This window comes from Streptomyces sp. NPDC086077, from assembly GCF_040686175.1.
In the GTDB taxonomy this organism is placed as follows: Bacteria; Actinomycetota; Actinomycetes; order Streptomycetales; family Streptomycetaceae; genus Streptomyces.
In genome coordinates this window covers 26,790-48,371 of record NZ_JBFBJT010000013.1, presented here as the reverse complement: position 1 = coordinate 48,371, position 21,582 = coordinate 26,790, and the positions used below count along the sequence as shown (strand labels likewise).

At 71.1% G+C, this 21,582-nt stretch carries 21 protein-coding genes and 1 pseudogene; 9 read left to right on the top strand and 13 right to left on the bottom strand.

Going from position 1 to position 21,582, the window contains the following annotated elements; genetic code table 11:
- Nucleotides 1-116: 116 nt before the first annotated feature.
- The 4 genes and pseudogenes from AB0O67_RS06335 to AB0O67_RS06320 all read right to left on the bottom strand — a co-directional run.
- Nucleotides 117-626, bottom strand: a pseudogene (locus tag AB0O67_RS06335) (GTP-binding protein); the annotation flags it as partial.
- 5 nt (nt 627-631) lie between these two features.
- Nucleotides 632-1,981, bottom strand: coding sequence for an L-seryl-tRNA(Sec) selenium transferase (gene selA / locus AB0O67_RS06330; RefSeq protein WP_365446806.1), 1,350 nt, complete (start codon nt 1,979-1,981; stop codon nt 632-634).
- A gap of 173 nt (nt 1,982-2,154) precedes the next feature.
- Complete coding sequence (locus AB0O67_RS06325; RefSeq protein WP_365446752.1) at nt 2,155-2,724, bottom strand: DM13 domain-containing protein; 570 nt, start codon at nt 2,722-2,724, stop codon at nt 2,155-2,157.
- Between the two features lie 117 nt (nt 2,725-2,841).
- Nucleotides 2,842-3,579, bottom strand: coding sequence for a flavodoxin family protein (locus AB0O67_RS06320; RefSeq protein WP_365446750.1), 738 nt, complete (start codon nt 3,577-3,579; stop codon nt 2,842-2,844).
- 338 nt (nt 3,580-3,917) lie between these two features.
- Here AB0O67_RS06320 and AB0O67_RS06315 point away from each other — a divergent pair, with 338 nt between their 5' ends.
- On the top strand, nt 3,918-4,775 hold the full coding sequence (locus AB0O67_RS06315; protein ID WP_365446748.1) for an alpha/beta hydrolase: 858 nt from the start codon (nt 3,918-3,920) through the stop codon (nt 4,773-4,775).
- An 18-nt stretch (nt 4,776-4,793) separates the two neighbouring features.
- Here AB0O67_RS06315 and AB0O67_RS06310 read toward each other — a convergent pair whose 3' ends face one another.
- Nucleotides 4,794-7,613 carry an AAA family ATPase gene (locus AB0O67_RS06310; protein ID WP_365446746.1) on the bottom strand — a complete coding sequence of 940 codons (2,820 nt, stop codon included), beginning with the start codon at nt 7,611-7,613 and terminating at the stop codon, nt 4,794-4,796.
- A 323-nt stretch (nt 7,614-7,936) separates the two neighbouring features.
- Here AB0O67_RS06310 and AB0O67_RS06305 point away from each other — a divergent pair, with 323 nt between their 5' ends.
- Complete coding sequence (locus AB0O67_RS06305; protein WP_365446744.1) at nt 7,937-9,139, top strand: epoxide hydrolase family protein; 1,203 nt, start codon at nt 7,937-7,939, stop codon at nt 9,137-9,139.
- 162 nt (nt 9,140-9,301) lie between these two features.
- On the opposite strand, the gene AB0O67_RS06300 is transcribed toward AB0O67_RS06305, so the two are convergent.
- Nucleotides 9,302-9,589, bottom strand: a complete 288-nt coding sequence (locus AB0O67_RS06300; RefSeq protein ID WP_365446742.1) for a DUF3040 domain-containing protein — start codon at nt 9,587-9,589, stop codon at nt 9,302-9,304.
- A gap of 236 nt (nt 9,590-9,825) precedes the next feature.
- Between AB0O67_RS06300 and AB0O67_RS06295 the strand changes: the two genes are divergently transcribed.
- Nucleotides 9,826-10,767, top strand: a complete 942-nt coding sequence (locus AB0O67_RS06295; protein ID WP_365446740.1) for a HAMP domain-containing sensor histidine kinase — start codon at nt 9,826-9,828, stop codon at nt 10,765-10,767.
- A gap of 2 nt (nt 10,768-10,769) precedes the next feature.
- The gene (locus tag AB0O67_RS06290; RefSeq protein ID WP_365446738.1) at nt 10,770-11,432 is read left to right on the top strand and encodes a response regulator transcription factor; all 663 of its coding nucleotides are present in this window, start codon (nt 10,770-10,772) and stop codon (nt 11,430-11,432) included.
- A 27-nt stretch (nt 11,433-11,459) separates the two neighbouring features.
- On the opposite strand, the gene AB0O67_RS06285 is transcribed toward AB0O67_RS06290, so the two are convergent.
- Both AB0O67_RS06285 and trxB read right to left on the bottom strand, forming a co-directional pair.
- Nucleotides 11,460-12,770 (bottom strand): cation:proton antiporter, encoded by a 1,311-nt coding sequence (locus AB0O67_RS06285; RefSeq protein WP_365446736.1) that lies wholly within the window; start codon nt 12,768-12,770, stop codon nt 11,460-11,462.
- Nucleotides 12,771-13,033: 263 nt separating this feature from the next.
- On the bottom strand, nt 13,034-14,029 hold the full coding sequence (gene trxB, locus AB0O67_RS06280; RefSeq protein WP_365446734.1) for a thioredoxin-disulfide reductase: 996 nt from the start codon (nt 14,027-14,029) through the stop codon (nt 13,034-13,036).
- A 239-nt stretch (nt 14,030-14,268) separates the two neighbouring features.
- On the opposite strand from trxB, the gene msrA reads away from it, so the two are divergent.
- The gene (gene msrA / locus AB0O67_RS06275) at nt 14,269-14,781 is read left to right on the top strand and encodes a peptide-methionine (S)-S-oxide reductase MsrA (RefSeq protein ID WP_365446732.1); all 513 of its coding nucleotides are present in this window, start codon (nt 14,269-14,271) and stop codon (nt 14,779-14,781) included.
- A 90-nt stretch (nt 14,782-14,871) separates the two neighbouring features.
- On the opposite strand, the gene AB0O67_RS06270 is transcribed toward msrA, so the two are convergent.
- Nucleotides 14,872-15,777, bottom strand: a complete 906-nt coding sequence (locus tag AB0O67_RS06270) for an NAD(P)H-binding protein (RefSeq protein ID WP_365446730.1) — start codon at nt 15,775-15,777, stop codon at nt 14,872-14,874.
- Between the two features lie 207 nt (nt 15,778-15,984).
- On the opposite strand from AB0O67_RS06270, the gene AB0O67_RS06265 reads away from it, so the two are divergent.
- Nucleotides 15,985-16,902, top strand: a complete 918-nt coding sequence (locus tag AB0O67_RS06265) for an NADP-dependent oxidoreductase (RefSeq protein ID WP_365446728.1) — start codon at nt 15,985-15,987, stop codon at nt 16,900-16,902.
- Between the two features lie 208 nt (nt 16,903-17,110).
- Here the strand turns inward: AB0O67_RS06265 and AB0O67_RS06260 are convergent, their stop codons facing one another.
- The 4 genes from AB0O67_RS06260 to AB0O67_RS06245 form a co-directional block, all read right to left on the bottom strand.
- Nucleotides 17,111-17,758 carry an RraA family protein gene (locus AB0O67_RS06260; protein WP_365446726.1) on the bottom strand — a complete coding sequence of 216 codons (648 nt, stop codon included), beginning with the start codon at nt 17,756-17,758 and terminating at the stop codon, nt 17,111-17,113.
- 81 nt (nt 17,759-17,839) lie between these two features.
- Nucleotides 17,840-18,112 carry a DUF6510 family protein gene (locus tag AB0O67_RS06255; RefSeq protein ID WP_365446725.1) on the bottom strand — a complete coding sequence of 91 codons (273 nt, stop codon included), beginning with the start codon at nt 18,110-18,112 and terminating at the stop codon, nt 17,840-17,842.
- 77 nt (nt 18,113-18,189) lie between these two features.
- Nucleotides 18,190-18,942 carry a ferredoxin reductase gene (locus AB0O67_RS06250; protein WP_365446723.1) on the bottom strand — a complete coding sequence of 251 codons (753 nt, stop codon included), beginning with the start codon at nt 18,940-18,942 and terminating at the stop codon, nt 18,190-18,192.
- A complete protein-coding gene (locus AB0O67_RS06245) occupies nt 18,912-19,511 on the bottom strand; it encodes a sulfite oxidase-like oxidoreductase (protein ID WP_365446721.1) in 600 nt (199 codons plus the stop codon). The genes AB0O67_RS06250 and AB0O67_RS06245 overlap by 31 nt, the downstream gene beginning before the upstream one ends.
- Nucleotides 19,512-19,759: 248 nt before the next feature.
- Here AB0O67_RS06245 and AB0O67_RS06240 point away from each other — a divergent pair, with 248 nt between their 5' ends.
- The 3 genes from AB0O67_RS06240 to AB0O67_RS06230 are packed head-to-tail and all read left to right on the top strand — an operon-like array spanning nt 19,760 to nt 21,559.
- Complete coding sequence (locus tag AB0O67_RS06240) at nt 19,760-20,080, top strand: STAS domain-containing protein (protein ID WP_365446719.1); 321 nt, start codon at nt 19,760-19,762, stop codon at nt 20,078-20,080.
- Between the two features lie 34 nt (nt 20,081-20,114).
- On the top strand, nt 20,115-21,104 hold the full coding sequence (sigJ, locus tag AB0O67_RS06235) for an RNA polymerase sigma factor SigJ (RefSeq protein ID WP_365446804.1): 990 nt from the start codon (nt 20,115-20,117) through the stop codon (nt 21,102-21,104).
- On the top strand, nt 21,101-21,559 hold the full coding sequence (locus AB0O67_RS06230; RefSeq protein WP_365446717.1) for a carboxymuconolactone decarboxylase family protein: 459 nt from the start codon (nt 21,101-21,103) through the stop codon (nt 21,557-21,559). Before sigJ ends, AB0O67_RS06230 begins: the two co-directional genes overlap by 4 nt.
- The last annotated feature ends 23 nt before the right edge of the window (nt 21,560-21,582 follow it).

Genomic DNA, 21,582 nt, shown 5'->3' with positions numbered 1-21,582 from the left:
AGGGTGCCGGTGACGACCGTGCCGTGACCGCGCACGGTGAAGGCCCGGTCCAGCCACAGCCGTACGTCCGCGTCGGCGGGCGGGACGGGCAGCGCGCGGCCCAACCGGACCAGCTCCTGGCGCAGTCGGTCCAGTCCGGCGCCGGTCACCGCGCTCACGGCGACGGACGGCACCGGGCCGAGGGAGGTGGCGGCCATGCGTTCGACGGCGTCCGCGCGCACGGGCTCGGGGTCGGCCAGGTCGCTGCGGCTCACCGCGAGCACGGCGTGCCGTACTCCGAGGGCGTCCAGGATCTCCAGGTGCTCCTGCGACTGCGGCTGCCAGCCCTGGTCGGCGGCGACCACGAACAGCACGGCGGGCACGGGCCCGACGCCGGCCAGCATGGTGGCGACGAACCGTTCGTGTCCGGGGACGTCCACGAAGGCGATGGGTTCCCCGGTGGAGCCGCCCGAGCCGGCGGTGGCGTCCGGGTCGTCCGGGGTGAGCCGGGTCCACACGAACCCGAGGTCGAGCGTGAGTCCCCGGCGCCGCTCCTCCTCGAAGCGGTCGGGTTCCATCCCGGTCAGCGCCCGCACCAGGGCGGACTTGCCGTGGTCGACGTGCCCTGCGGTGGCCAGTACCCGCATGCCGGCTACCCTTCCGCGGCCGGTTCCGGGACCGACCGCACGGCCGCGGCCAGCCTCTCGTCGTCCTCCGGCGGCACCGCCCGCAGGTCGAGCAGGCAGCGGCCGGCCTCCAGCCGCCCGACCACGGGGACCGGACCGGTCCGCAGTGCGGCCGCGTACCGCTCGGGCAGCGACAGTGCGGCGCTGGGCAGCGTCACCCCGGGGGCGCCCCCACCGCCCACCGTCGCGGTGCTCGCGACGGCCCGGACGGCGATCCCGTCGGCGCCGAGGGCCGAGGCGAGCCGCTCGGCCCGGTCGACGAGGGCCGCCGAAGTGGCGCCCAGCGCGGCGGCCGTCGGCGTTTCCGGCCCGGTCAGCGTGGCCTCCAAGGCGGCCAGGGTCAGCTTGTCGACGCGCAAAGCACGGGCGAGCGGATGCCGGGACACGCTCCGGACCAGCTCCTCGTCCCCGAGGAGCAGTCCGCACTGCGGTCCGCCGAGCAGTTTGTCGCCGCTCGCGGTGACGAGCGACGCACCGGCCCGCAGCTGGGACTCGGCGTCGGGCTCGTCCGGCAGCAGAGGGTGCGGGCCGAGCAGTCCGGAGCCGATGTCGGCGACCACCGGGACGCCGAGACCCGTCAGTTGCCCGGCGTCGGCGGCTCGGGTGAACCCGGTGATGCGGAAGTTGGAGGGGTGCACCTTCAGCACGAAGGCCGTCTCCGGGCCGATCGCTGCGGCGTAGTCGGCGACGGTGGTGCGGTTGGTGGTGCCCACCTCGCGCAGCCGGGCTCCGGTCGACACCAGCAGGTCCGGCAGGCGGAAACCGTCCCCGATCTCCACCATCTCCCCCCGGCTGATGACGATCTCCTTGCCGGCGGCGAGCGCGGTCGCCACCAGGACGAGGGCGGCGGCCCCGTTGTTCACGACGTGCACGGCGGCGGCCGACGGCACCCGCTCGCGCAGCGCGGCAAGGGCCGTCCGGCCGCGGCGGGCGCGCACACCGGTGTGCAGGTCCAGTTCGACGTCCGTCGGTCCGGCGGCCTCCTGCACCGCCCGGCGGGCCGCCGCGGACAGCGACGCCCGGCCGAGGTTGGTGTGCAGCACCACGCCGGTCGCGTTGATGACCGGCCGCAGCCCGCCGGCCGTGGACGGCAGCAGGGCGACCGCGGTGTCCGCCACGTCCTCCGGCGCGACAAAGCCGTCCCGCGCCTGCGCCTGTGCCTGCCGGACGGCCGCCTTGACCGCGCCGGCCCCCAGCCGGCCAGCCGCCTCCGACAGGCGCGCGTCCCGCATCAGCGCGTCCGTACGGGGAATCCGCCGCCGCACGTCCGCCGTGTCCCGGCCCGGGCGTGAGCCGGCCGGGCCGGGCCCGGTCACGCCGGTGACGTTCGCGCTGCCGACTGGGGTAGCCGCCGCACGCTGGTCCACGCGGCCCCTCCCTCTCCGCTCGTTCTCGGGGCTGCCGGGGGAGCGCCCATCGTCTCCCACTGCCCGGTGCCGGCGTCACGACACGCCCAGCCGTGGCTGCCGACCCGGTCTACTGGACATTGTCACGCGCGAGCCAGCTCGGCGGCGCCGAACGAGACGTCGAAGCGGTCGCACCAGATGCTCACGCTGCTGTAGCCCGCCGGATCCACGTCGCGGGGAAGAGCGTAGTTCTGGCTTCCCTTGTTGCCCTTGAGAGCGCCGAGGCTGACGTACCTGCCGTCGTCGAAGACGTGCCACCCGGCCAGTCCCTGCTTCACCGGCGCGTCGGTCAGCCAGACGCGCAGGTCCGGCCCGCTGGTGGTCGCGAGGTTCTCCAGCCGCAGGACGTGCGACCCGTCGGCCAGCCGTACGAGCTTCGCCGTGCCGGACGTCTGGTGCTCGTGGCTGATCAGCTCCCCGCTCGCCAGCGTCCGTGGTCCGGCGGCCGGTGAGGGCCGTCCGGGGGACCCTTCCGGGGGTGCGGCGGCAGGAGGCACGGAGGTCACGACCCCCGGCAGGGCCTCGTCGACGGTCGTGTCCTGCCAGAGCTTCCACGGCTGGAACCAGTACAGCCCGAAGCCGACTCCGCCGACCGCCACCACCAGCACCGCGACGACCAACGGCCGGGTCAGTACCTTGCGCACGCGCACCATCTCCGCCTCATCTCCTGGGGTTCGCCCGTTGCCCTCCCATTCAACGGAAGCGGGCGGCCGTCCCGTACCACGGAAACGATGACGAAATGCTTACGCCGCACCCGTGCCGCGGTCCGCTCAGCGGTGCTCGGGGTTGTCCGCCCCGGGCCGGCAGCCGGCGTCCCACTCCGAGCGCTGGTTGCCGTGGGCCGGGATGCCCCCGGCGCGTCTGAGCATCGCCGCCAGGTGCATCAGGTTCCAGGTCATGAAGACGGTGTTGCGGTTGGTGAAGTCGTTCTCCGGGCCGCCGGAACCGGGGTCCAGGTACGAGGGCCCGGGTCCCGCAGCGCCGATCCAGCCCGCGTCGGCCTGCGGCGGGATGGTGTAGCCGAGGTGCTGGAGGCTGTAGAGGACGTTCATGGCGCAGTGCTTGACACCGTCCTCGTTGCCGGTGATCAGACATCCGCCGACGCGTCCGTAGTAGGCGTACTGCCCTTGGGAGTTCAGCAGGCTGGAGCAGCTGTACAGCCGCTCGACGACCTTCTTGGTGACCGAGCTGTTGTCGCCCAGCCAGATGGGCCCGGCCAGCACGAGGATGTCGGCGGCCAGCACCTGCTCGTACAACGCCGGCCAGGTGTCGGTGGCGAAGCCGTGCTCGGTCATGTCCGGGTAGACGCCCGGCGCGATGTCGTGGTCGACCGCGCGGACGAGTTCCGTGGTCACCCCCACCGAGTCCATGACGGCCCGGCTCTTGTCGATCAGGCCCTGGGTGTGGCTGAGCTGGGGGGACGGCTTCAGCGTGCAGTTGATGAAGAGCGCACGCAGGTCGTCGAAGCGGTGACCGTCCCCAGTGGACGGGGCGGACGGTGCTGCCATGGCGAACTCCGGGGAGGAGAGCGGAAGGGTGAGGGGCGGGGTGCCCACGGCAGCGTCTCGCGGAAATCGCGCACTGTCCCACTGCGACGCACCGGCACATGGTGGTTTCCGGGAGGACCTGACGGCCCCGCCCCGAGAACCGGTGGTGCCGCCCGTTTCAGGAAGCGGCCGCGGGCGGCGCCGCCTCGGGGCGACGGACGCCGGGACCTCGCGGGCGGTGGCCCGGTTCCGGCGCGGCCGTCGAGGCGCAAGCAGAACTGCTGTACCGGTTGCACCGGTGATCTCTCGCTGCTTAGGGTGCCCGGGGACCATCGGGGGATCAGAGGGTGAGTTCACGGATGCAGCCGACTTTCGTCCTGGTGCACGGAGCCTTCGCGAACTCCTTCTCCTTCGCGCCGCTCCAAGCCGAACTCGGGCTGCTCGGGCACCGTTCCGTAGCCGTCGATCTCCCCGGCCACGGATTCGGGGCCGGCTACCCGCCCGCCTATCAGGCGCCGCAGGATCTCGAAGGCCTCGCCACCGCGCCCGGTCCGATCAAGGGCGTCACGCTCGCCGACAACGCCGCGCACCTGATCGGGATCCTGGAACGGGCCAAGGAGAACGGGCCGGTGATCCTGGTCTCGCACAGCCGGGGCGGTGTCACCGCCACTGCCGCGGCCAACGCCCGGCCGGACCTGATCGACCGCATCGTCTACGTCGCGGCCTGGTGCCCGGTCGATCTGACCGTCGGCGACTACTACGCCGAACCGGAGATGGCCACGGTCGACGCCGCTTCCCTGGGCCTGGCGATGGCCGGGAACCCGGCGGAACTGGGCCTGCTGCGCGTCAACTTCCGCACCAGCGACCCGGACGCCCTCGCGGCGTTCAAGGCGGCCTTCCTCGCCGACGGCACCGACGAGGAGTTGCTGACGTTCCTGAACACCTTCCAGCCCGACGAGAACCTCGACGTCGGCACCCGCGACGACCGGGCGCGGGCGGCGACCTGGGGCCGTGTCCCGAAGACGTACGTGCGTCTGGCCGACGACGCGAGTCTGCCGCTCGCCCTCCAGGACCGGCTGATCCGCGAGGGCGACGCGCTGACCCCGGACAACCCGTACGACGTCCGCACCCTCGAAGGAAGCCACCTGAAGTGGCTGATCGACCCGGCACCGGCGGCCCGGGTGCTGGGGGAACTCGCCGCGCTCACCCACCGGTAGGCGGGAGGACGGCGGGGCCTAACCCGTCCTCCGCTGGTTCGCCGCCATCCCTGGCTGCAGGGGTGACAGCACCGACCGCAGTTGCCGGCGGGAGGTGACGCCGAGCTTGGCGAACAGGTTGCCGAGGTGCCATTCGACCGTGCGTGGGCTGATGAACAGGTGGTCGGCGATCTCGCGGTTGGTGTATCCGCTCTGGGCCATCCTGGCGATCTGAGCCTCCTGGCTCGTGAGTTCGACGCCGGCACCCCCTGTCCGCCTGCGTGCGGTCTCCCCCGTCGCCAGCAGTTCCCTGCGCGCGCGCTCGGCGAAGCCTGCTGCTCCCATCGCGCTGAACGTCGTGTAGGCGGAACGTAGCTCGGCACGGCTTTCCTGGCGGCGTGCCTGACGACGCAGCCACTCGCCGTGGAGGAGGCGGGCGCGGGCCAGGTGGACGGAGATGCGGCAGTGTTCGAGATGACGGCGTGCCTCCTGGTAGAGCGCGTCGGCGGTGCCGCCGTCGCTCATGAGTGCGCGCGAGAGTGACTCCGCGCCCCGGGCCCACTCGGTTCCGCTCGCCTGTGTGCGTTCGACGAGCCTGTCCAGCGCCGCTTCGCCGGCCTCCGTCCGCCCACTGCGGGCCGCCGCCTCGATCAGCTCGATCAATGCCCAGCCGAAGAATCCGAGGTCCTCGTACCGGCAGGCGCTCGTAGCGGCGGCCATCGCGGCGTCGTAGCGGCCGAGGCCGTTGTTGAGCAGTGCGGTGGCGTACTCGGCCAGGCCCAGCGCACGTCCCTCGCCTCGTGTACCCGCTTCTTCCATGCTGGTCCGAATCAGATCCATCGCCTCGGACTCCTGCGCCCTCCAGGCGGCGAGCACGAGTGACGTGTGCCGTATGGGTGGGCTGCCCACGGCCACCGAGAGCGCGGCCGCCTCGTCCAGCAGGGACGCCGCGGTCGTGAATTCACCGGCATGCACGTGGAAGCACGCCTGGTAGTTGAGCGCGAGGGGCAGAGCGGCGAGCGCACCCTCCTCGCGGGCGATCCTGACGTCGTCGGCAGCCAGATCGTGCCAAGCCTCGTCGTCCCACAACTCGGACGCGAGAGGCTCGGGGGTCACCGCGCCGGCCAGTCGCAGCCCGTTCCCGTCGGCCTGCACCCCCGTCCTCTGCCCCCGGCGGACGGCATGCAGTGCGTTCCTGAGCGCCGGGACACCCCCGGCGTAGCCGTCGAGGACCAGACTGGCGATGCCTTCCAGCAGGACATCGACCATCCGCGGGGCCGTGGGCGTCGGCACGGCGCGGGCTGCCTCGGCCACCTCGTGCTCCATCGGCCCCTCGCTCAGGCGGCCGGCGAAGATCGCCGCGCTGGCTGCCTCCAGCAGGGTGTCGCGGGCCAGGTCCGGATCGAGAGGTGTCAGCCTCCGGGCGGCCTCGAGCAGGAGACCGGGGGCCTCGCTGCCGCGTGCCCGCGCGAAGACCAGCCGGGCGCGGAGCCGCTCGAGCCAGGCCCGCTGGAGAGCGTCGAGCGGGCCGGCCTCGGCGACCGCCAGCATGTGGTGGACCGGGTCCGCACCGCCGGCGTCGATCCCGACCTGGGCGGCAGCCAGTGCGCGAGTGACACGGCGTGTGGGATCGGGGGTCAGCTCCGCCGACCGTCGCAGGAACGCGACCGCAGCGGCAACCCCTCCCCTGTCTCGAGCCCGCTGTGCCGAGCGCTCCAGGTCGGCGGCGACGCTTTCGTCGGGCCCGCCGGCCGCGTGGGCGCGGTGCCACGCTCTGCGATCGGGGTCGAGCACCGGGTCGGTCGCCTCCGCCAGGGCTCGGTGCGCCGCCCGGCGGTCGGGTGCGGATGTCCTGCGGTAGATGGCCGACCGCGCCAAAGGGTGCTGGAAACGCACGCCGGTCCCGAACTCGACAAGCCCTGAGCCCTCGGCAGCGGCCGAGGCCTCCGTTGGGATGTCCTGGAGACTGGCTGCCCGCCACAGCAGGGCCACGTCCCCTGTGGGCTCGGCCGCGGCGGTCAGCAGAAGCCGTCGACTGCCCTCCGGGAGTGACAGGAAGCGCTGGTGAAAGGTGTTCTCGATGTAACTGGCCGGCTTCTGGTTGCCGGGCAACCAGAAGCCACCGGCCAACTCGTGCGGCGCCAGAGTGCGCGGCAGGTTCAGCAAGGCCATCGGGTTGCCCCGTGCCTCCGCGATGATGCGGTCCCTCACCAGCGGGTCGAGGGGCACGGGCACGGCCGACGCCAGCAACGCGCGGGCATCGTGTTCAGGGAGACCCTCGACGACGACTTCCCGCAGGCCGGTCGTCTCACGGTGGTCTCCGAAGTCCCGCAGGGCGAAGATCAGTGCCACCGGCTCGGCCATCAGGCGCCTGGCGACGAAGCCCAGTACCTGCATGGAGCCGTCGTCGAGCCACTGCGCGTCATCGACGAGACACGCGATGGGGCGGTCCGGATTCTCGGTGGCGCCGGCCAGCAGACCGAGAACGGCCATCCCCACCAGGAAGCGATTGGGCGAAGGGCCCGCCTTGAGGCCGAAGGCCACGGACAACGCGTCCCGCTGCGGTCCGGGAATGTCCCCGAGCCGATCAAGCATGGGAGCGCAGAACTGCTGGAGGCTGGCGAACGGCAGCTGCATCTCCGACTCGATGCCCGCGATGACCCAGGTACGGAACCCAAGGCCCGCGGCCCGGTCGGCCGTGTAGTCCAGCAGGGCCGTCTTGCCCATCCCCGACTCACCGCGAAGAACCAGAACCTCGGCGCTGCCGGCCTGCGCCGTCGTCAACGCCCGATCGATGGCGGCCACTTGCTCACTCCGGCCCAGCAGCCTCGCCTGTGGTCCGTAGCCCACATCGCTCATGAGCCGGCCTTTCGCCGTCGACTGCGCCCTGCGGCCTCGCTCCGGTGGATCCGGCCGACGGACTGCCGCCGGAGTACCGAAAATCCCATTTTGCTCGCAATAGGAAAATATTTCAGAGCTGCGCCAGGAGTTCTCGTCCGCTCACCCTTCGTCACCGGGCGCCGGTTCTCTCATCCCGGACCGCCCCGCTACCCCCGGGGCGACCCCGGGGGTCGGCGTCCCAGGAACCGGGGGCACGCCAGGGGTTCTCCCCGGGGCGAACAGCACCGTGCTGCGCGAACCTAAAGAGGTCAAACCCCCCACCGCACAACAGGAAGGCCCGCATGTCTGACATCAGCGACAAGACCACCCTTCGTCCCTTCACCCCCGAGTTCCCCGAGGCGGACGTCGCCGAGCTGCGCAGGCGCATCGAGGCCACGCGCTTCCCGGAGAAGGAAACGGTCTCCGACCAGTCGCAGGGCACACCGCTCGCGACCCTGCAGGAACTCGCTCGGTACTGGGCCACGGAGTACGACTTCGGCCGGGTCGGGGCCTCGCTCCGGTCCCACCCGAACTTCATCACCGAGATCGACGGCCTGGACATCCACTTCGTCCATGCGCGCTCACCGCACGAGGATGCCCTGCCGCTCATCGTCACCCACGGGTGGCCCGGCTCGGTTGTGGAGCAGATGAAGATCGTCGACCCCCTGATCAACCCCACGGCTCACGGTGGGGACGCTTCGGACGCCTTTCACGTGGTGATTCCGTCGATGCCCGGCTACGGGTTCTCGGGCAAGCCGACCGAGCGCGGCTGGGACCCCGAACGCATCGCACGCGCATGGGCGGAGCTGATGAGGCGCCTCGGATACACGCGCTATGCGGCACAGGGCGGCGACTGGGGTGCGATCGTCACCGACGCCCTGGCCCTGCAGGCGCCGGAGGGTCTGATCGGCATACACACCAACATGGCCGGCATCGTGCCGCCGGAGATCGAGCAGGCGATCGCGACCGGTCAGCCGCTTCCGGCCGGCACCCCGGAGCTCTCGCAGGAGGAGCAGCGCGCCGTCGACCAGCTGCGCGTCATGTACTCGCACGCCTACTACGCCTACATCATGGGAGACCGCCCGCAGTCACTGGCCGGCTTCGCCGATTCCCCCGTCGGCCTGGCCGCCTTCATGCTCGACCATGACGCGGCGAGTCTGGACCTGATCACCCGTGCCTTCGCCGGGGAGCCGACGGGGCTGACGCGGGACGACGTCCTCGACAACGTCACGCTCTTCTGGCTGACGAACACGGGTGTCTCCGCGGCTCGCCTCTACGGCGAGAACAAGCTGGGCTTCTTCAGCGCCAAGGGCGTGAGGCTCCCGACCGCCGTCAGTGTCTTCCCCGACGAGATGTACCAGGCGCCGAGGTCCTGGACCGAGAAGGCCTACCCCAACCTGATCCACTACAACACGCTCCCCCGGGGCGGGCACTTCGCGGCCTGGGAGCAGCCTGAGCTCTTCGTGAACGAGCTGCGCGTGGGCCTTCGGTCGCTGCGCAAGTGACCGACCGGGCCGGGAGGCGAATGTCGTAGCCCCCGGGACGGCGGGCCGGTGGCGCGGTACCGAGCCACCGGCCCGCCCGAACCGGCCCCTGCGGACCGCCCGGCAGTCCCTTCCCCCGGCCGGTCTCGACGGGACCGGTGAGCAATCCGTCGCGGCTCCTTCTCACCGGGGCGGTCGAGTACGTCCTCCCGGACGGGTCCGGTGGGGGTCGAACAGCTGGGCGCCGATGCCGGCCAGGATCAGGCCGGTCGCGATGAGCAGTCCGTCGGCAACGACCACGCCCGTCGCCAGGACGGCCAGAGCGATCCCCACCGTCCACCAGGCCCGTGCACGCCGGTATTCGCGGGGCCGGACGGGGCGGCCGGTTCTCAGTGCCTGGGTGAAACGCGGATCGTCGCGCTCGAACCGTGCTGCGAGAGCGACCAGACGTTCGTCGTCGGACTGAGGCATGGCGCCTCCCTCCCGGGCTCGCGGTCTTCGCCTGGACTCCAGACTTCCGCCCCGCCACGCCTGCCCGCCATCAGCCCCGCCCCTCATCCCTGGGAGCGGCGGGCCCTTACGAACACCGCTGCCGAAACCCCTCACGCATCGGCAGGTGGGTGTTGTCACGGATGGCGGACGGTCGGGGCAGCGCTCACGATGAAGCATGGCGGGCCGCCGGGACCAGGTCTAGGAGGCGATACACGGTGCCCCTGTACTGGCGGATCTTCTTGCTGAACGCTGTCGTGCTCCTCGCGGCCACTGCGCTGCTGCTGGGCCCGGTGACCGTCTCCACCCCTGTCCTGCTCACCGAGGCGGCAATACTCACCGGTGGCCTGGCCGCCATGCTCGTCGCCAACGCCCTCCTGCTGCGCGTCGGGCTGGCCCCGCTGGAACGCCTCACCCGCGCCATGACCACCACCGACCTGCTGCGCCCGGGCCGGCGTCCGGCCGTGAGCGGCCACGGGGAGATCGCGGAGCTGATCACGACGTTCAACACCATGCTCGACCGCCTGGAGGAGGAGCGCGCCACCAGCAGCGCCCGCGCCCTGTCCGCGCAGGAGGCCGAACGCCACCGCATCTCCCAGGAACTCCACGACGAGGTGGGCCAGACACTCACCGCCGTGCTGCTCGAACTCACCCGCGTCGCCGGCGAGGCCCCGCCCGCCGTGCGCGAGGAGCTGCGTCAGGTGCAGGAGACCACCCGGGGCAGTCTGGAGGAGATCCGCCGTATCGCGCGCCGGCTGCGCCCCGGGGTCCTGGACGAACTCGGACTGACGGCCGCGCTGAAGGCAGTCACGACCGAGTTCACCCACCCCGGGCTGTCCGTCGGGCACCACCTCGACGCGGATCTGCCCCCGCTCGGCCGCGAGACCGAACTCGTGCTCTACCGCGTCGCCCAGGAAGGACTGACCAACACCGCCCGCCACGCGCGGGCCCGCCACGCCGAGCTGACTCTGCGGCGCACCGCCGTGGGCGTGGAACTGCGCATCCACGACGACGGGCGGGGCATCGGCGCCGCGCCCGAAGGCGCCGGCATCCGTGGCATGCGCGAACGCGCCCTGCTCATCGGCGCCCACCTCGCCCTGGGGCCGTGCCCCGGTGGCGGCACCGAAGTACGCCTCACCGTCCCCGACCGGAACCGTTGACCATGCCTGAAGCAGCCGCTCCCACCCGCATCCTGCTGGCCGACGACCACGCCCTGGTCCGGCGCGGGGTCCGCCTCATCCTCGACGGCGAACCCGACCTGACCGTCGTGGCAGAGGCCGACAACGGCGCCATGGCCGTGGAACAGGCCCGGGCACACCACCCGGACCTGGCCATCCTCGACATCGCCATGCCGCGTCTGACCGGCCTGCAGGCCGCGCGCGAACTCTCCCGCATCCAGCCGCACATGCGCATCCTCATCCTGACCATGTACGACAACGAGCAGTTCTTCTTCGAGGCCCTCTCCGTCGGCGCGTCCGGCTACGTCCTCAAGTCGGTCGCCGACCGGGACCTCGTCGAGGCGTGCCGCGCGACGATGCGTGGTGAATCGTTCCTCTACCCCGGCGCCGTCAGCGCCCTGATCCGCAACTACCTCGACCGCCTCCGGGAAGGCCGCGCTCTGCCCGCCAAGGCGATCACCCACCGCGAGGAGGAGATCCTCAAGCTCGTCGCCGAGGGCCATACCTCGCAGGAGATCGCCGACCTGCTCGTCATCAGTCCCAAGACCGTGGAACGCCACCGCGCCAACCTGCTGCAGAAGCTGGGCCTGAAGGACCGTCTGGAACTCACCCGGTACGCGATCCGCGTCGGGCTGATCGAACCCTGACCGCCGGGGTTCGTCGCCCCTCGGGCTTCAGCGCTCGGCCTCGACAGGGTGTGCCGACGAAGCGGACGGAGCGGACGCCGACGGTGCGCTGTCGTCCACGGGACGGGCATGCTCGTCCTCCGGTGTGGCCGCACGCCGCGGCGCGGTGCCCCTCCCCCGGGCGGCGGCGAACGCGCTCGCGGACCGCATGGCGCGGGCCAGCAGGTGCGCGCGCCCGGCGACGATGGGGCCGAGGACGGCGAGGACGAGGACGTATCCGGCGATGAACGGCGTGAGACGGACGTCGAGCCCCGCGCCCGCGGCCATCGCGGCCAGGATCAGCGCGAACTCGCCCCGGGCCACGAGAGTCGTGGCGATCTCGGCAGCGGTGTCGGTGCCGTAGCGGTACAGACGGGCGACCAGCAGCCCCGCCACGACGTTCATCAGGACCGTCAGTGCCGCCGCGGCGGCGACCGGCACCGCGACGGACGCGATGTCGCCGGGGTCGATGGCGAGGCCGAAGGCGAAGAAGAAGATCGCCGCGAAGGCGTCCCTCAAGGGATGCACCAGCTCACGGATCCGTGGCCCGGAGGGCGTGCCGGCCAGGATCAGGCCCACCATGAACGCGCCGATGGCGTCGGCGACACCGAGCACCTCGGAGACGCCCGCGACGAGGACGGCGGCGCCCAGGAAGCTGATGACCAGCAGTTCGTTGTCACGGCTCACGATCAGCCGGCCGGCCAGCCGGGTGCCGTAGCGGGCGGCGGCGGCCAGCACCAGCAGGAACCCGAACGCCTTGGCGCCCTGGAGGGCCATCTCCGTGACGCCCTCGGCACCGCTGACGACCGGCTGGAGAGCGGCGAGATACAGGGCGAGGAAGATGTCCTCCACCACGATCACGCCCAGGATCAGGCGGGTCTCCGGACGGCCGAGCCGGCCCAGGTCGATGAGGATCTTCGTGACGATCGCCGATGAGGAGATCCCGAGGACGCCGGCGAGCACCAGCGCCTCCCGCACGCCCCACCCCAGGGCGAACCCGAACCCCAGTCCGGCGCCGACGTTCAGCAGGAGATAGACACCGCCCGCGGCCAGCAGCCGCTTGCCACCGTGCCTGAGATCGTCGAGGTGGAACTCCAGGCCGAGGTAGAACAGCAGCAGGACCAGTCCGAGCGCCGAGAGCATCTCGAAGTCGTGCGCGTCCTCGACGAGGACGAGGCCTGGTGTGTGGGGGCCGAGCAATATCCCGGCCAGCATGAACAGCGGAATGGTCGGCAGTCCGATCCTGCCGCCGAGGCGGGCGAGAAAGGCGGCGGCCAGGAAGGCGCCGCCCATGGCGAGCAAGGTGTCAGCATGTCCCACGGGTCACCACCTTCCGCCACGCGCAGGGTCGGTCACTCTTCGACGGACGGGTGTGGATACGTCCTCCTTCGTCAGACGCCAGGCCACCGGCCTCAAAGGCCGTGACGTACGGCGACGCCAGGCCGCGGCGTGGCTCCACACTCACATGCGCCCGGACGCGGGCACCATCGGTGACGGCCCCCAGATGCGCAGGTGAGCGGCACCCAACACGCCGGTCGGACGCGGGTCTCGTATGCCAGCTCAGTGATCGGCGACGCCGGGGGTCAGTGTGCGAGCTCGGCCACGGCCATGGCCTCCATACGGGCTTCGTCCGAGGTCATGCAGTCGTCCAGCGCGGTGAGGTACCGCTCGGCGTCCAGAGCCGCCGCGCAGCCGGTCCCCGCGGCGGTGATGGCCTGCCTGTAGTCGTGGTCGACGACGTCACCGCAGGCGAAGACGCCGTTGAGGTTGGTACGCGTGGACTGGCCTTCCACGGCGACGTAACCGGCGTGGTCCAGGGAGAGCTGGTCCCTGACCAGCTCGACGCGCGGATCGTGTCCGATGGCGATGAACACCCCGGTGACGGGTACGTCGGTTTCCTGGCCGGTGTTCACGTCACGGGCGCGTACCCCTGTGACCTTGTCCTCGCCCAGCACGTCGATCACCTCGTGGTCCCACAGAAAACGGATCTTCTCGTTGCGGTGGGTCCGCTCCTGCATGATCTTCGAGGCGCGGAGCCGGTCACGGCGGTGCACCACGGTGACGGTGCGGGCGAACTTCGTGAGGAAGTTGGCCTCCTCCAGTGCGGAGTCGCCGCCGCCCACGACCACGACGTCCTGGTCGCGGTAGAAGAAGCCGTCACAGGTCGCGCACCAGCTCACGCCGCGCCCGGACAGCCGCTTCTCGTTGGCCAGCCCCAGCTCGCGATAGCTGGACCCGGTGGCGAGGATGATCGCCCTGGCACGGTGGGTGACTCCCGCGCTGTCGACGACCTCCTTGATCTCCTGGTCGAGTCGGGCTTCCACGATGTCGTCCGGGATCATCTCGGCGCCGAACTGCTCCGCCTGGGTTCTCATCTTCTCCATCAGGTCCGGGCCCAGTACCGCCTCGGGGAACCCCGGATAGTTCTCCACGTCGGTGGTGTTGATCAGCGCGCCCCCCGCGGCGACGGAGCCCTCGAAGACCAGCGGGCGCAGCAGTGCGCGGGCGCTGTAGAGCGCGGCGGTGTAGCCGGCCGGACCGGAGCCGACGATGATCACTTGCCGGACAGTCTCATCCACCTTGATCACCTACCAGAGCCTGGAGAAGAGGAACGAGACCAGCCGGCAGACGCCTCCCGACGTCGGGCGTGGTCCCGGCAGCGGACGAATCCACCATGCGCTCGTGCGGATGGGTGCGCATCCTGTCGGCCGGAGCCCCGAACCGGCGGGTCCGGCCGGCTGGAAACGGCGTCGCCCCGTCGCCGTACGCTGGGGCTGAGGCGTAGCCAAGCAGCGACGACATCATGCGGAGGACCGAGATGACTGGACAGCAACAGAAAGCCGTTCTCGCAGGGGGGTGCTTCTGGGGCATGCAGGACCTGATCCGGCGGCTTCCCGGGGTGCTGTCGACCCGCGTCGGGTACACGGGCGGTGACGTGCCCAACGCCACGTACCGCAACCACGGCACGCACGCCGAGGCGATCGAGATCACCTACGACCCCGATCAGACCGACTTCCGTACCCTCCTCGAGTTCTTCTTCCAGATCCACGACCCGACGACGAAGAACCGGCAGGGCAACGACATAGGCCTCAGCTACCGCTCGGCGATCTACTACGTGGATCCCGAGCAGAAGGAGACCGCCGAGGACACCATCGCCGATGTCGATGCCTCCGGTCTGTGGCCGGGCAAGGTCGTGACAGAGGTGGAACCTGTCGGCCCCTTCTGGGAGGCCGAGCCCGAGCACCAGGACTACCTGGAGCGCTATCCCGAGGGATACACCTGCCACTTCGTCCGCCCGGGCTGGCGGCTGCCCGCGCGCGCGAAGGACTGACGGCTGGTGCCCGAGTGGTCGCGTCGTCCCGGTGGCCCCGGGACGAGGCGACCCGCGGGCACCTGATCCCCGGCGCCGGTCCGTCATGTGCTACCCCACGTAGAAGTCCCTGCGTGCGGCGACGAACACCTCGACCGACTGGGCGGGGATGCCCGTGACGCTTTCGACGTCGCGAGTGGCGCGGTCGTAGCGGTTCTCGCGGTGCAACCGGGCCATGGTGAGGATGTGCTCCTCGGTGTGCGGGGGCAGTCCCACCTTGGCGAGCACCTCGGCCCGCCACTGGTCCGGCGGCATGTCCACGTAGGACACCGGACGGCCGAGGGCCCTTGAGAACTCCTCCGCCATCCCGGTCATGTCCATGGTGCGGGGCCCGGTCAGTTCGTAGACGTGGCCGGTGTGCGGGCCGGGGTCGCGGAGCACGGTCGAGACCACCCGGGCGACGTCGGCCACCGCGACCGGCGAGGTGCGTCCGGTGCCGAAGGGCAGCGCGATGGTGCCGTTCCCGCGGATCGAGAGCGCCGGCAGTGCGGTGAACAGCGGGTTGTCCAGGAAGGCCGTGGGCCGGATGTGCACCACCGGCAGGCCCGACCAGTCGAGCACCTGCTCGGCCAGCCAGTGCAGCCGCTGCTGATGCGACTCGGTGGTGCTGGTGGCGGTCATCTGCGACACCGTCATCTGCGACATGCCGACCAGCCCGTCCAACTGTCCGTATTCGCGCGCCACACTGGCCACCACGGTCGTCGCCAGCAGATGATCCGGCGACACGGGCATCGCGAAGTACATCCGTGCGACGCCCTCCAGCGCGGCCGCGACCTTCTCGGGCCGGGTCAGATCTCCTACGACGACCTCCGCGCCGAGCGCACGCAACTCGTCCGCGCGCTCGTCGTCCCGGCGCACCATGGCGCGCACCGGCACGCCCTGGGCACGCAGATTCTCCAGGACCGTACGGCCCACGCCACCGATGTGTGCGATGAGGACGAGATTGCTGGTCACCATGGCTCGATCTTCCCCCGATGTGTGGCGTCGGCGCGTGAGCACACGCGCGAGCGGCGTCTGGTGTCCGAACGGGGCGTACGTGTTCAGCGGCTGAGCAAGGCGGCGTCGCCCGGGTGAGCGGCTCCGGCGCCGCGACCCGAATCGCCCCGCGCGGGTCCCGCCGTCATTCTGGAGTGGAGGGGGCTTCCCCGGTCGGAAGGAGCGGCCATGAAGGCCGTACGGACCCACGATCGTGATGCGGCGGTGGACGGTCTGGTCGTGGAGGAGGCGCCGTACCCGTACGCGGGCGAGGGCGACGTCGTCGTGCGCGTGCGTGCGGCCTCCTTCACCCCGGACGAGCTGGCCTGGCCGGCCTCCTGGGTCGACCGGAGCGGCAGGGGGCGAGGGCCGGTCGTCCCGGGGCACGAGGTGTCGGGCGAGGTCGCCGAGGTCGCGGTCGGTACCACCGGCCTTTCGGCGGGACAGCGGGTCGTCGGGCTGACCGACTGGAACCGGGACGGCGCACTCGCGGAGTACGTGGCGGTGGAGGCCCGGAATCTGGCCCCGCTGCCTGCCGGGATCGAGCACGTGGAGGCGGCGGCGCTGCCGATGCCGGGGCTCACCGCCTGGCAGGGCCTCTTCGTCCACGGGCGCCTGGAGGCGGGGCAGAGCGTCCTCGTGCACGGCGCGGGCGGCGGCGTGGGGATGGCCGCGACGCAGCTGGCCCGCGACGCCGGGGCCCGCGTGATCGGGTCGGGGCGCGCGGGCAGCCGGGACCGGGTCCTGGAGCTCGGCGCGGAGGAGTTCGTCGACCTCGAACAGCCGGGGTGGGAGGAGGCGGTGGGCCGCGTCGACCTCGTCTTCGACGGTCTGGGCGGGGAGGTGCTCGACCGCTCGGCCGCCGTGGTCACGCCCGGCGGCACGCTGGTGAGCATCGCCCAACCCCCGAATGTCCGGCCCGAGGACGGCCGCGCCCTGTACTTCATCGTCGAACCCGACCGTGGCCACCTCCTGGAGGTCATTCGCAGGTACCGGGAGGGGCGGTTGCATCCGCTGGTCGGTGCCGTCCACCCGTTGGACCGCGCGCCGGAGGCGTTCCGGGCGAAGAAGGGGACCGTGGGCAAGACAGTCATCCAGGTTGCGTGAGCGCCGGGCAGCCGGATCGGCGTCCTTGCCGGCGTGCCGGCCGGGGGCCGCCCGACTCCGAGGTCGCCGGCCGCGGCGTCGAGGTGAGTGAGGTGTCCCACGACGCCGGGGGCCTCCTCTTCCACGGCCACGACAACGGCGGCGGCGTCCACGACGCGGGCCCCCGGTCGCTGGGACACGGACGTCCGGGATGCGCGGGGCCCGCGCGTCAGGGCTGAGCGGGATCGTCCTGATCGACACCCCCGACGAAGGCCTCCTCGGTCCGGGCCACGCGGCCGGCTTCCTCGAACACCTCGAAGACATGGGGCGCGGGGACGACGACGGCGCCGGAGACGTCCGCGAACACGTAGTCGCCGGGGCGGACCGCCACGCCGGACACGACCACCGGCCGGTTGACCTCGTACGGCGTCACCACATCGCCGCCCCACTTGGCCGACTGTCCAAGGCAGTAGACGGCGAAGTCATGGGTCGCGAGTTCTACGAAGTCCCGCAGACGGCCGTCGGCCAGGACACCGGCGAGCCCGCGTGCCGCCACCATGGAGAGCTTCGATCCGCCTCCGAGCGACACCTCGGGATGCCCGTTGCCTGCCATGACCAGCACCCGCCCCTCGGCGCCGTCCTTGACGGCCTCGGCGAACAGCCGGGTGAAGGTGTAGTGCTCAGCGGGCAGGGCTTCCTCGCACGAAGGGAAGTACGAGATCGTCAGCGCGGGACCCAGAAGGACACGGCCCGGCGTGGGGCTCACCAGGTCGTCGATGTGACACCGGTGGCGGTGCATCCGTCCCATGGCATCGACGACGTCGGGTGTGCGCACGCGCGAGGCGAGCTCTTGCAGGCGGTCGGCGTTGTCTGCCATGAGGGTCTCCCAGTCGACGGGCGGCCTTGCCTGGCCGCACGCAGTCGCTCCGCGGCTCTCCGCCACGTCGTACGTACGTGGTCATGAAGGTGTGGGGATCTTGAGGTATTGGAGTCCGCCGGCGTCGAGCCAGGTCTCGGAAGGTGAGCGGACCAGGCGAAGCAGCACACCCTCGCAGCCGGGACAGCGCAGCACCATCCCCGGACCGTCGAGGTAGGCATGCGTCTGGGCGAGGACCATCTGTTCGCCGCAGCCACGGCATCGTCCGGAGGCCATGGACATGTCGGTTCCGAACAGAGCCTGCAGATCGCCTGCGGCGGCATTGCCGTCGAGGAAGCCGGGCGTCAGGGTCATGAGGACTCATCTCCGTTGCGTCGTACCGGCCATCGCGCCTCCACCTCCGATGATGAGCGCCCTGGTGGGGCACGGCATCAGCCGCTGGGTCCGAAACGCTCCGTACGTATCCGGCCGGGATGGTGGCCGAGGGCCACCAGCAGGCCGGCGGCCTTCTCCACGAAGCCGGTGGAACCGCAGACGTAGCAGGTGGCTTCGAAGTCCGGTGGCCATCCCGCGCCGGACAGGTCCGAGGCCGTGATCTGCCCGAGCGGCCGCCGCCAGTGCGGTGGGGCGGAGCGGGTGTAGAGGTACGTCTTGTCCAGACCCGGGTCGTCCGGCCTCAACTCCGGGGCGAACAGCTGGTACTCGGGGCTCCGGACGGAGTACACCAACCGGAAGGGCGTACGGCTGCCGACCGCGCGGCGGGTGCGGATCATCGCCATCAGTGGCACCAGGCCGGAGCCGCCGCCGACCAGCAGGATCGGCTCCGTCTGCTCGGGCCGCCACACGAACCAGCCGCCGATCGGTCCCCGTAGTTCCACCGCGTCTCCCACCGCGAGACCCTCCGTCAGATACGGCGAGACCTCACCGCCGTCGACGCGCTGAACGGTCAGCTCGACGCTCTCGCCGTCGGGTGCGGACGCCAGTGAGTAACTGCGCTGGGTGCTGTAGCCGTCCTCGGCCGTCAGGCGCACATCGACGTGTTGCCCGGCCGCATGGCCCGGCCAGTCGGGCACCTCGAAGACGAGCGTGTGCGCCACCTCCGACTCGACGCGCCGATCGGTCAGGCGTGCCGTCTTCCAGCGCAGCCGGTCGCCTAGTCGCCTTGATACCGCTGCTCCCGCCATGGGTCCCCATAGTTGTGGTAGCCGACGTTCTCCCAGAAGCCGCGTTCTTCCTCGTCGAGCAGCTGGATGCCGTGGACCCACTTGGCGGACTTCCAGAAGTACAGGTGCGGAACCAGCAGCCGGGCGGGGCCGCCGTGCTCCGGCGGGAGTTCCTCGCCGTCGAAGCGGTACGCGATCCACGCCTGCCCGTCGAGGAGGTCTTCCAGGGGCACGTTGGTGGTGTAGTCGCCGTAGGAGTGCACGAGCGCGTAGTCGGCGCCGGTCTCCACGTCCTCCAGGAGGAGGTCCAGGGAGACACCCTGCCACTCCGTCTCGAACTTCGACCACTTGGTGACGCAGTGCAGGTCGACGGTCGGGGTCTGGCTGGGCAACGCCAGGAACTGTGCCCAGCTCCAGCTGTGCCGTGCGCCTGTCTCGGTGCGGATGGTGAATTCCCACGCGTCGAGGTCCACCGCGGGCGTCGGCCCTGCCGACAGGACGGGGAAGCCCGTGGTCTCGTACTGTCCAGGAGGCAGTTTGTGCCGGGCTTCGCGCGCTCGGCCGTGGAATCCGGGTGAAATGATCGGCATACCGCGCCCCCATTCTGCGACGTGGCCGTATCCCATTCTCCAGGACATCGGGGACCGCAGCATCTCTGCCGGTCCCGGTGCCCCGTTCAACAAGCCCGCGGGCCGTCACCCCACCCGTTGACATGACCACCGTGTACTCGGCCGGGAGGTTGGTGACACGCTGCCGCTGGTTGTTGATCATGGAGGGACCTCCGGGCGTAGTGGAGATTGCCGCCTTCACTCACCTCGGAGGTCCGGGGTCACCATTGATGAACCCGCTGAACATCACCGAACGCGCCACCGCCACCGGAACCGTCATAGCGGTCGCCGGCGACCTCGACCACACCCATGCCGCGACCCTTCGGCAGCGGGTCGAATCCCTGGCCCTGCAACCGGGCCAGCGCCTGGTCATCGACCTGGCGGGACTTACCTTCTGCGACTCCAGCGGCATCACCGCCTTTCTCGCCGCCCGCCAGCACGCCGTCGCCGCGGGAGCCGACATCGTCCTGGCGGGCGTCCCCGCCAACACGCTGCGCGTCCTGACCATCGTCGGCCTCGACCAGGTCTTCACCATCCACCCCGACGGCTAGGCTGGAACCGCGAGCCGAGGAGAATGCGATGCACATGGGTGACGGGCGCGTACCTGAAGGGTCCCAACAGGAGGATCTGCTGGGAACCGAGTGGGAGACGCACCGCCCCGCGGTCTTCGGCGTGGCCTACCGGCTGCTGGGCAGTGTGGCCGATGCCGAGGACGTGACCCAGGACGTATGGCTGCGGGCGGCCGGAGCGGATCTGCGCGAGGTCGACGACCTGCGGGCCTGGCTGGTGACGGTGGCGGCGCGGCGGTCGTACGACATACTCAGGAGTGCTCGCGTGCGCCGGGAGACCTATGTCGGGCCCTGGCTTCCGGAACCGCTGCTGACGGGGCCGGACGCGGCCGAGCCGGTCCTCGTCGACGAGTCGGTCAGCTCGGCGATGCTTCTGATCATGGAGAAGCTGAGCCCGCCGGAACGGGTGGCCTTCGTCCTGCACGACGTCTTCGGTCTCGAGTTCGCCGGCATCGCGGAAGTGCTGGACGTCTCCGCGCCCGGTGCACGGCAGCTCGCCTCGCGGGCGCGGCGGCGGGTGGCCAAGGCGAAGGAGTCGGCGCCGCAGGCGCCGAAGGCGGAGCGTGAGCGGGTGCTGGTGGCGTTCCGGGCGGCCTATGAGGCCGGTGATCTCGCCGGTCTGGTCAGGCTCCTGCACCCCGACGCCGTCTTCGTCACCGACGGCGGGGGCAAGGTCATCGCGGCGCGCAAGCCCATCCAGGGCGCCGAGCGGATCGCCGGGGTGATGGTGCGCCTGGTGCGTCAGTGGCGCCCGGACCGCATCGACGTCGTCGAGGTCGGCGGGGAGCTCGCTCTCGTGTTCCGCCGGGAGGGCCGCGTCCACTCCGTCGACACGGCGCAGATCACGGACGGCCTCATCACGGCGTACCGCAGGGTGCTCAACCCGGAAAAACATTCCTCCGTCCGACCGTCACACCCGGCGGGGCCGCCTCGTCTCCCTGGTGAGAACGCCGCCCGCGGTGCCTGCCGCGGCGTGGGCCACACCAGTGAAGCGAAGGAACCATGATCGACACCCAGCGCGTGAACATCGGCAAGCAGCACCCCGCCCCCTACAAGACCCTCCTGGCCCTGTCCGCGGAGGTGGAGAGCGCCGCCGCCGCGGCGGGTCTCGACCCGCTTCTGGTCGAGCTGCTGAAGATTCGTACCTCCCAGATCAACGGCTGCGCCTTCTGCCTGCGGATGCACACGCGTGACGCGCTGAAGAAGGGCGAGAACCCCGACCGGATCGCCGTGCTGCCCGCGTGGGCGGAGACCGGCTACTTCTCCGACACCGACCGCGCGGCCCTGCGGCTGACCGAGTCGATCACGGGCGTGTCCGACGGACAGGTGAGCGACGAGGACTACCACGCCGCCGCGGCCGTCCTCACGGCGGAGCAGATCTCGGCGGTGGCCTGGCTGGCGACGGTGATGAACGCCTTCAACCGCGTCGCGATCACCAGCCGGTACCCCGTCCGGGGCTGACCTCGACCTCGTAGGCCTTCGGA

Excerpts from the sequence above, each read along its gene's own strand:
- msrA (WP_365446732.1), top strand. The coding sequence starts at position 14,269 with ATGACTGGACAGCAACAGAAAGCCGTTCTCGCAGGGGGGTGCTTCTGG.
- AB0O67_RS06305 (WP_365446744.1), top strand. The coding sequence starts at position 7,937 with ATGTCTGACATCAGCGACAAGACCACCCTTCGTCCCTTCACCCCCGAG.
- AB0O67_RS06325 (WP_365446752.1), bottom strand. The coding sequence starts at position 2,724 with ATGGTGCGCGTGCGCAAGGTACTGACCCGGCCGTTGGTCGTCGCGGTG.
- AB0O67_RS06255 (WP_365446725.1), bottom strand. The coding sequence starts at position 18,112 with ATGACCCTGACGCCCGGCTTCCTCGACGGCAATGCCGCCGCAGGCGAT.
- AB0O67_RS06265 (WP_365446728.1), top strand. The coding sequence starts at position 15,985 with ATGAAGGCCGTACGGACCCACGATCGTGATGCGGCGGTGGACGGTCTG.
- AB0O67_RS06320 (WP_365446750.1), bottom strand. The coding sequence starts at position 3,579 with ATGGCAGCACCGTCCGCCCCGTCCACTGGGGACGGTCACCGCTTCGAC.
- AB0O67_RS06240 (WP_365446719.1), top strand. The coding sequence starts at position 19,760 with ATGAACCCGCTGAACATCACCGAACGCGCCACCGCCACCGGAACCGTC.
- AB0O67_RS06250 (WP_365446723.1), bottom strand. The coding sequence starts at position 18,942 with ATGGCGGGAGCAGCGGTATCAAGGCGACTAGGCGACCGGCTGCGCTGG.
- AB0O67_RS06300 (WP_365446742.1), bottom strand. The coding sequence starts at position 9,589 with ATGCCTCAGTCCGACGACGAACGTCTGGTCGCTCTCGCAGCACGGTTC.
- AB0O67_RS06290 (WP_365446738.1), top strand. The coding sequence starts at position 10,770 with ATGCCTGAAGCAGCCGCTCCCACCCGCATCCTGCTGGCCGACGACCAC.
- sigJ (WP_365446804.1), top strand. The coding sequence starts at position 20,115 with ATGGGTGACGGGCGCGTACCTGAAGGGTCCCAACAGGAGGATCTGCTG.
- AB0O67_RS06245 (WP_365446721.1), bottom strand. The coding sequence starts at position 19,511 with ATGCCGATCATTTCACCCGGATTCCACGGCCGAGCGCGCGAAGCCCGG.
- AB0O67_RS06260 (WP_365446726.1), bottom strand. The coding sequence starts at position 17,758 with ATGGCAGACAACGCCGACCGCCTGCAAGAGCTCGCCTCGCGCGTGCGC.
- AB0O67_RS06315 (WP_365446748.1), top strand. The coding sequence starts at position 3,918 with ATGCAGCCGACTTTCGTCCTGGTGCACGGAGCCTTCGCGAACTCCTTC.
- AB0O67_RS06230 (WP_365446717.1), top strand. The coding sequence starts at position 21,101 with ATGATCGACACCCAGCGCGTGAACATCGGCAAGCAGCACCCCGCCCCC.
- AB0O67_RS06270 (WP_365446730.1), bottom strand. The coding sequence starts at position 15,777 with ATGGTGACCAGCAATCTCGTCCTCATCGCACACATCGGTGGCGTGGGC.
- AB0O67_RS06310 (WP_365446746.1), bottom strand. The coding sequence starts at position 7,613 with ATGAGCGATGTGGGCTACGGACCACAGGCGAGGCTGCTGGGCCGGAGT.